The sequence below is a fragment of the Desulfovibrio aminophilus DSM 12254 genome (assembly GCF_000422565.1).
Lineage (GTDB): Bacteria > Desulfobacterota > Desulfovibrionia > Desulfovibrionales > Desulfovibrionaceae > Aminidesulfovibrio > Aminidesulfovibrio aminophilus.
In genome coordinates this window covers 122565-130645 of the sequence record NZ_KE383875.1, presented here as the reverse complement: position 1 = coordinate 130645, position 8081 = coordinate 122565, and the positions used below count along the sequence as shown (strand labels likewise).

The 8081-nt window shown below is 65.9% G+C and carries 7 protein-coding genes; 1 reads left to right on the top strand and 6 read right to left on the bottom strand.

Annotation, left to right across the window (positions count from 1 at the left end; all coding sequences use genetic code 11):
- The 5 genes from H587_RS0113085 to larAH5 form a co-directional block, all read right to left on the bottom strand.
- On the bottom strand, positions 1-770 hold a 770-nt coding region (locus H587_RS0113085; RefSeq protein WP_027176635.1), incomplete at its 3' end, for a tripartite tricarboxylate transporter permease.
- A gap of 55 nt (positions 771-825) precedes the next feature.
- On the bottom strand, positions 826-1788 hold the full coding sequence (locus H587_RS0113080) for a tripartite tricarboxylate transporter substrate binding protein (protein ID WP_027176634.1): 963 nt from the start codon (positions 1786-1788) through the stop codon (positions 826-828).
- A 170-nt stretch (positions 1789-1958) separates the two neighbouring features.
- Complete coding sequence (locus H587_RS0113075) at positions 1959-3122, bottom strand: UxaA family hydrolase (RefSeq protein WP_027176633.1); 1164 nt, start codon at positions 3120-3122, stop codon at positions 1959-1961.
- A 2-nt stretch (positions 3123-3124) separates the two neighbouring features.
- On the bottom strand, positions 3125-3403 hold the full coding sequence (locus H587_RS0113070) for a UxaA family hydrolase (protein ID WP_027176632.1): 279 nt from the start codon (positions 3401-3403) through the stop codon (positions 3125-3127).
- A gap of 12 nt (positions 3404-3415) precedes the next feature.
- Entirely contained in the window at positions 3416-4708 is a 1293-nt protein-coding gene (gene larAH5, locus H587_RS18660; RefSeq protein ID WP_051202815.1) for a nickel-dependent malate racemase, LarAH5 family, read from the bottom strand.
- Positions 4709-5008: 300 nt separating this feature from the next.
- Between larAH5 and H587_RS18655 the strand changes: the two genes are divergently transcribed.
- Positions 5009-6565 (top strand): sigma-54-dependent Fis family transcriptional regulator, encoded by a 1557-nt coding sequence (locus H587_RS18655; protein ID WP_034609420.1) that lies wholly within the window; start codon positions 5009-5011, stop codon positions 6563-6565.
- Position 6566: 1 nt separating this feature from the next.
- On the opposite strand, the gene H587_RS0113055 is transcribed toward H587_RS18655, so the two are convergent.
- Complete coding sequence (locus H587_RS0113055; protein WP_027176631.1) at positions 6567-7979, bottom strand: sigma-54 dependent transcriptional regulator; 1413 nt, start codon at positions 7977-7979, stop codon at positions 6567-6569.
- Between the last annotated feature and the right edge of the window lie 102 nt (positions 7980-8081).

Sequence of the window (8081 nt, the reverse complement as noted above, 5' to 3'; positions counted from 1 at the left end):
GAGGAGCGCATGAGGTTCACCTTGCAGTCGCTCAGGAACTTGCGGACCACGGCCATGAAGGCCCCTTTCCGGGGGTTGTATTCCGCGATGTATTGTTTGTCGCTGCCGAGCAGGCTCAGAACCTGGGAGAAGGAGAACAGGCCGATCATGGCCGGGATGACCTCGATGCCCTGGGACAGCGGATAGTAGCCGAAGGTGAAGCGGGGATAGCCCGCTATGGGGTCGATACCGACGGTCGAGACGAGCAGGCCGAAGGCCCCGGAAAGCAGGCCCTTGAGCATGTTGTCCCGGGACATGACCGCGATGGTCGAGAGGCCGAAGATGCAGAGCCAGAAGAACTCCGGGCCGCCGAAGTTGAGGGCGAAGCGGGCCAGGGGCGCGGACATGAAGAGCAGGAAGAAGGTGCCGATGACCCCGCCGAAGGCCGAGGCCAGGAGCGAGGCGTAGAGGGCCTCGTCGGCGCGGCCCTGTTGGCACATGGGGAAGCCGTCGAAGGTGGTGGCCACCGAGGAGGGCGTGCCCGGGGTGCGGATGAGGCAGGCGGAGTTGGAACCGCCGTAGATGGCCCCGGCGTAGATGGCCCCGAGCATGATCAGGCCGCTGATGGGGTCCATGGCGAAGGTCACGGGAACCATGAGAGCCACGCCCATGGTGGCCGTGAGGCCGGGCAGGGCGCCGATGATGATGCCGCCGGTGAGCCCGAAGACCATGAGCAACAGATTGAGCGGCTCGAAGATGTGTCCGATGGCCGGCAGCAGGAAATCAGTCATGTCGATCCTCCAAGGAAGGAGGGGGCCAGCCGTCCGACCCCCTCCGGGCTGGGAGTTATTTCTTCAGCAGGCCATAGGACTCGAGCAGGACGCGATCTTCCTCGGCCTTCTTCTGGACGTAGGCTTCGAACTCCGCTCCGTCCATGTACTCGGCGGGCTGTCCGGCCTTCTTCATGTCGGCCAGGTAGTCGGGATCGGTGGCGATCTTCTTGAAGGCCTCGCGCAGGAACTTGAGCCTTTCGGGCGCGATGTTCTTGGGGGCCACGAAGGCGCGGCGGATGTCGGAGATCACGTCGTAGCCCTGTTCCTTGAGGGTCGGGACGTCGGGCAGGAAGGCGTTGCGCTTCTCGGCGGCCACGCCCAGGATGGTCAGCTGGTCCAGGCTGCGCATGACGTCGTTGACGTTGCCGAAGATCACGTCCACTTCGCCGCCCAGCAGGGCCGCGTTCTGGTCGGCGGCGCCCTTGTACATGACCTCGGCGAAGTCCAGCTTGTAGGTGGACTTGACGCCGAGCATCATGAGGTGGTGACCGGAGAAGGGGCCCACCAGGCCGAGCTTGATCTTGCTGGGGGCGGCCTTGGCGGCGTCGAAGACTTCCTTCACGGACTTGTAGGGGCTGTCCTTGCGCACGGCCACGACCTGCGGGTCGTTGACCACCTGGCAGATGTAGGCGAAGTCGCTGATCTTGAACTGGGCGCCCTGGGCCAGGGGCTGGAGCACGATGTGCGGCACATTCACGCCGCCGATGGTGTAGCCGTCGGGATCGGCGTGGGCGATCTCGCCGAAGCCGATGGCCCCGCCGGCGCCGGCCTTGTAGACGAAGACCCAGGACTCGGTGCCGAGCTTGTTCCAGTACTTCTGCATGATGCGGGCCTGCACGTCGCTGGACCCGCCCGCAGTGAAGGCGATGATCATGTTGATGGGTTTTTCGGGATAGGACCCGGCGAAGGCCGGTCCGGCGCAAAGGCCGAGCATGAGGGCGAAGAGCAGGAACATCCGACCGAGGCGTAGCTTCATGGCATTCTCCCTTGACGGTTCGTGTCGCCTGGCGGAGCGAACCAGAAGTTCCAGCGTGAACATCCGCGCCGGGATCCGGTATCGCTCCGCATGTTTCGTCTCGTCATGATCATCCGCGTCGTCATCCATTGTCCCGGCCCCGCCGGAAGGCGGGGCCGGGGGATATCGTCTTAGGCGCTCCGGTAGAGCTTGGTCAGAATGAACTCACGATGTCCGAGGACCTCGGCGCAAGTCCGGCGACCGTTGCAGGTCCGGCGGAGCATGTCGAGCAGATTGTCACCGGACTGGTCGAGGGTCATCTCGCCGCGCAGGATGGCCGAGCAGTCGTAGTCGATGTGCTCGCTCATGGTCTTGGCGGTCAGCGGGTTGGCCGTGAGCTTGATGACCGGCTCGATGGGGTTGCCGATGATGTTGCCCTGGCCCGTGGGGAAGAAGTGGGCCACGAAACCGGCGGCGGCCCAGAGGGTCACGGCCTCGGCGGCCGCCGAGGAGGTGTCCATGAACCAGAGACCCTTGCCGGTGGGGGCCTCGGCGGGGCCGAGCACGCCCACGTACTTGGCCTTCTTGCCGATCTTCTGGAGGTTGCCGAAGGCCTTCTCCTCGATGGTGGTCAGGCCGCCGCGGATGTTGCCCTTGGTCGGCTGGGAGCCGGAGAGGTCGTCGGTCTTGAACTCGTTGATGAAGTCGTCATAGGACTTCCAGGTCTGGTAGAACTTCTCGCCGAGTTCCTTGGTGGCCGCGCGTTCCTTGCAGACCATCTCGGCGCCGGTGATCTCCGAGGTCTCGCCGAAGGAGCAGGTGGCCCCGGCGTCGACCAGCTTGTCGATGGCGTTGCCCACGGTGGGGTTGGAAGCCAGGCCGGAGGTGGTGTCGGACTCGCCGCACTTCACCGAAACCCAGATTTCGGACAGGTCCACTTCGGTCTGCCGCAGCTCGGTGGCCCAATGCACGTATTCCTTGGCCTTGCGGCTGGCCTCGGCGATGGTGCCGATGTCGCCGGTGCGCTCGATGGCGAAGCCGGTGACCGGCTTGCCGGTCTTGGCGATGCCGTCGACGATGATCTTGGTCCATTCGGGCTCGATGCCGATGACCACCACGGCGGCGACGTTGGGGTTGGAGCCGATGCCGATGAGGGTCCGGAAGGTCAGCATCAGGTCATCGCCGAACTGCAGGCGGCCATAGGCGTGGGGCAGGGCCATGGTGCCCTTGACGTTGTTGGCCACGGCCTCGCAGGCGGCGTTGGAGAGGTCGTCGAGCGGCAGGATCACCACGTGGTTGCGGATGCCCACACGGCCGTTTTCCCTACGGTATCCGAGAACTTTGCCCAGGCTCATGACTACCACCTCTTGGTCTTGAGATTTTGGATGTGGACGTGGTTCCCCTTCTTGAAGGCGGCGACCACCTTGCCGATGTCATGGCCGTACTTGAGCACCGTCCCGCCGACCTCCATGGGTTCCAGGGCGATCTTGTGGCCCAGCGGGATGTCGTCCAGGGCCTTGACCTCGAGCTTGGCCTGCGAGTCCATGAACAGACCCTGGGCCGTTTCCCCGGCCTTGATGTCCACCGTGGCCACGCCCACGGAGTCGCCTTTTTCGTGAACCAGGAATTGGATCATGTGGTTGCCTCCTTATTTGTTCTCCCCGCCTTCGGGGGCACGCTGCCCCGCCGGACGGTGGAAAAACGTCGTGTTGGCGTTGGGAATGACTGCGATGCGGGGACGCGCGGGGCTCTCGGCCAGCCAGGCGTCCAGGGTGGCCTGAGCCGCTCCGGCCGTGATCTGGCAGCCCTTGAGCGTGGCCGCGTCCAGGGCCGAGTCCAGGACCACCCGGCGGCTGTCCAGGGAAAGGCCGAAAAGATAGGCCTTGTGCGCACCCATGCGGAAGCCGTGGGTGCGGAAGTCGGCCAGCACGTCGGCGGGCCGTTCGAAGCGGCGCACGTAGTCGTGGTAGACCTCGTCGCCCACTCCGCCGGGGCACTCGGCCAACAGCAGCACCCGGCCGCCGGGTCTGGCGGCCTGACAGGCCATGTTCAGGCCTTTCTGGGCCTGGTACAGGCAGATGTCCTTGGGATGTCCGCCGCAAGAGGCCAGGACGATGTCGAAGGGGTCGTCCAGGGCCACGCCGTAGACTCCGGCGCAGACCTTCGCGCCTTCGGCCAGCACGGCCTCGGGGTCGCCGGCGCCGAGCCAGACGATGTGCTTGGCCGGGCTCAGGACCACGTTCACGGCCAGCTGGATGCCGATGAGCCGCCCGGCCTCGTTGAGGTCCTGGCGTACGGGGTTCTCAGCCAGCACGCCGGCCCGGGCCGAGGGCTCGAAGAGCCCGCCGTGGTTGGCCTGGATCATCTCGGCCGAGGCGCAGCCCACGGTGATGCCCTTGGAACCGCCGGTGAAGCCCACGAACTGGTGGGGGTCCACCTGGCCTAGAACCACCCGGAAGTCGGCCTTGCCTATGGCGGCGTTGATCCGCACCGGCGTGCCGCGCGAGGTGCGGCCGTGGTCGCTCATGAGGGACTGATGGGCGTCGTGGCCCACGACCCGGCAGCCGCGGGCCGCGGTGGGCGGCACGGTGCGGTCCAGCTCGGTCCGGGACAGGGCCGGATGCAGGCCGCCGCCCACCACCACGGTGACGTTGCCGGGGACCAGGCGGGGCCAGAAGGCGAACAGACGGTCCAGAAGAATGGGCAGGAGATCCTTGACCGGCAGGGGACGGGTTTCGTCCGGCACGGCGATGGCCACGGACTCGGGGGCGGGACGGCCCCGGCGCTCCGGCGTGTCCAGGGCCGCGTCCACGGCGCGGGCCAGGGCCCCGAGCGGGTCGGGCAGATCCGGCGGCGGCGTGGGGCGGAGCAGACGCAGGTCCGACCCGTCCGGCAGGACGAGGCGGCGAATGCCGTGACCGTAAGGCAGTTCGATGTCCATACGCGCTCCTTGTGCCGTAAAGAGCAAAGCGCGTGCCGAATTGAACTATCTATTTAATTGTCTAAAATTAAAGGACTATTTCGCTCTGGTAGAGAAAAGACGGCGGACGAGAAAAGCCCAATATTCGGCAGCATGCCGAATATTGGGCTTGTGCGATGTGAATAAAGGAGCTAGAACGCCTCGAGACGGTTCTGAAGACGCCGACGATACCTGGGCAGAAAGGAAAATCGTTGGCTTATCGCAATTTTCATCTATTATTTTAGACTATTAAAATAAGTGCCCAATATTCGGCGGTGAACCATGCTGCGGGACAAGACGAAGAGCTACGAGCTGCTGCTCAAGATCAACAACGCCATCGTACACCAGACCACGCGAGAGACCCTGTTCAACGCCCTGGCCCGTGAGCTGCGCAGCCTCATCCCCTATGACCGCTTCAGCATCAACCTCTACGACGCCGAGCGGAAGTTCCTGAGCTATTTCGCCACGGCCGCCGGCATCCCCCTGAGCGGCATCAGCAACCAGCCCCGGCCCCTGGAAAAGGGCATCTTCGCGCACATGGTCATCCGCACCCGCGAACCGCTGGTCATTCCGGACCTGACCCGGCAGACCTACTTCACCTCGGTGGAGAACATGCTCACCGTGGGACTGACCGCCACGATGGTCTTCCCCCTGCTGGTGCGCAACACCGTGCTCGGCTCCATCCACCTCTCCTTCCGCCGGGCTCCGGAAAACATGGACGATCTGGCCGAATTCTGCCGCGAACTGTCCTCGCAGGTGGCCATCGCCGTGGACAACATGCTTTCGCACACCAAGCTCAAGGAGATGAACGAGCAGCTCCAGCGCCAGAAGACGTATCTGCTCAAGCAGAGCGACGACGGCTATGAGATGAGCAATCTGGAGTTCGCGAGCCCGGCCATGAACGAGATCATGGCCCAGGTGGAGATGGTGGCGGGCACGGACGCGTCGGTGATCCTCACCGGCGAGACGGGTACGGGCAAGGACTTCATCGCCCGGCACATCCACAAGATCAGCCAGCGCCGCGACGGGCTGCTGGTGAAGGTGAACTGCCCGGCGTTGGCCCCCTCGCTCTTCGAGTCCGAACTCTTCGGTCATTCCAAGGGGGCCTTCACCGGGGCCAGCGGGCAGCGCGTGGGCCGCTTCGAGATGGCCGACGGCGGCACCGTCTTTCTGGACGAGATCGGCGACCTGCCCATGCCGTTGCAAGCCAAGCTGCTGCACGTGCTTCAGGACCAGACCTTCGAGCGGGTGGGCGACAGCCGCTCCATCCGGGTCAATTTCCGGGTCATCGCGGCCACCAACAAAAACCTGGAGGACTGCATCCGCGAGCACACCTTCCGCTCGGACCTCTTCTACCGGCTGAGCACCATCACCCTGCACCTGCCGCCCCTGCGCGAGCGGCCCGAGGACATCCCGCCGCTGCTGCGGGTTCTCAGCGCGAGCCAGGCCCGGCTCCTGCACCGCCCCGCCCCGCGCTACTCCGACGAGGTCGTGGCGGACATCTGCCGCCACTCCTGGCCGGGCAACATCCGCGAACTGAAGAACCTGATCAGCCGGATGATCATCCTGCGGCCGGGCCAGGAGGTCAGCCGCGAGGACATCCGGAGCCACCTCGGGGAGGCGACGGCGGAGACGCCCGGGGGCCGCTTTCCGACCCTGGACGAGGCCGAGTGCGCGCACATCGCCAAGGCCCTGGCCCGGGCGGGCGGCATGGTGGGGGGGGTGAAGGGGGCGGCGGCGCTGCTGGGCGTGCCGCGTTCCACCTTGCAGTATCGGATGCGCAAGTGCGGCTTGTCGCCGGAGGACTTCCGCCGCCAGGCCGTCGCCCGCGAGGGCTAGGCTAGTCGATCTCCAGGCCCTGCTGGCGGTATTCGTTGAGCTTGTTGCGCAGGGTGCGCACGGAGATGCCCAGGAGTTCCGCGGCCTGGGTGCGGTTGCCGCGCGTCTCGTCCAGGCTCTTGAGGATGAGGGCCTTCTCCATCTCGTGCAGGGGCATGACCGAGAGGGCCTCGCCGGGGGTCTGGGGCCGGGCCGGAGCCGGATCGGCGGCGGCCGCCGGAAGCTCCTCGGCCTCCGGGCTCCAGGACTCGGAGTCCATGAGGAAGTGACGCGGCTGGATGGGGCCGGAACCGGCCAGGAGCACGGCGCGCTCCACCAGGTTCTGGAGTTCGCGGACGTTGCCCGGCCACTCGTAGTCCAGGAGCCATTGCTTGGCGTCCTCGGTGAAGGCCAGGCGGGACAGGCCGTAGGCCGTGCAGTACTTGTCGCGGAAGAAGTCGGCCAGGACGAGCACGTCGTCGCCGCGCTCGGCTAGGCGCGGCAGCTTGATGGGGATCACGTTCAGCCGGTAGAAGAGATCCTGGCGGAATGTCTTCTCCCGCACGGCCTCTTCGAGGTTTCGGTTGGTGGTGGCCAGTACGCGCACGTCCACCCGCACGGTCTCCACGCCGCCCACGCGGTCGATCTCGCCTTCCTGGAGCACGCGCAGCAGCTTGGCCTGCAAGCCCAGGTCCATCTCGGTGATCTCGTCCAGGAGCAGGGTGCCGCCGTCGGCCAGTTCGAACCTGCCCGGCTTGCGGTTGATGGCTCCGGTGAAGGCTCCCTTCTCGTGGCCGAAGAGTTCGGATTCCAGGAGGTGTTCGGGCAGGGCCGCGCAGTTGATGGCCACGAAGGGGTGCGCCGCCCGCTCGGAGTGGTGGTGCAGGAAACGGGCGATCATCTCCTTGCCCGTGCCGGACTCGCCGGAGATGAGCACCGTGGCCTTGGAGCGGGCCACCTGGCGGGCCAGGGCCAGAACCCGCAGCACGGCCGGATGCTTGCCGATGACCTGGAAGCGGGTCGGGATCGGGGTGCGTTGCGCCGGGCGCGGATCCTCGGGTTCGACGGCCGGGGTCTCGGGGGTCTCCCTGGGCAGGGCCAGACGGATCTTGTCCCAGATTAGCGGCTCCAGCCAATAGTCGCGCGCGCCCAGGTCCAGGAAGCGCTGGGCCTCCTCGGTGGAGCCGTTTTTGGTGAAGATGATCACCGGCGGGAAGCCTTCCTGCTCCGAGGCCTCGGCCAGCAGGTCGGCGGCCGAGTAGCCCTGCATGGAGGGCCGGGTGAAGATGAGCAGCGGCGAGGCCTTCTTGATGAAGTTGAGGGCCCCGGCGAGGGTGTCGGCCAGACCGGCCTGGACTCCGGCCTCCTTGAGCGTGGGAAACACGCCGCTCACGGCCTGGGGTTCGGCGATGAAGAGAATGGTCCGATCCGACATGAGCATGTCTGTATCCGCTTGAGCCGAGCATTTCAATATCCGTTCGCCGACAGTTCCCGGACCCGCGCCTTGCCCGGCGGCGGGGCATCTGCTATCACGGTC

Bases quoted from the DNA above. Each gene is read 5' to 3' on its own strand.
- H587_RS18655 (WP_034609420.1), top strand. From the start codon at position 5,009: ATGCTGCGGGACAAGACGAAGAGCTACGAGCTGCTGCTCAAGATCAAC.
- H587_RS0113070 (WP_027176632.1), bottom strand. From the start codon at position 3,403: ATGATCCAATTCCTGGTTCACGAAAAAGGCGACTCCGTGGGCGTGGCC.
- H587_RS0113055 (WP_027176631.1), bottom strand. From the start codon at position 7,979: ATGTCGGATCGGACCATTCTCTTCATCGCCGAACCCCAGGCCGTGAGC.
- larAH5 (WP_051202815.1), bottom strand. From the start codon at position 4,708: ATGGACATCGAACTGCCTTACGGTCACGGCATTCGCCGCCTCGTCCTG.
- H587_RS0113080 (WP_027176634.1), bottom strand. From the start codon at position 1,788: ATGAAGCTACGCCTCGGTCGGATGTTCCTGCTCTTCGCCCTCATGCTC.
- H587_RS0113075 (WP_027176633.1), bottom strand. From the start codon at position 3,122: ATGAGCCTGGGCAAAGTTCTCGGATACCGTAGGGAAAACGGCCGTGTG.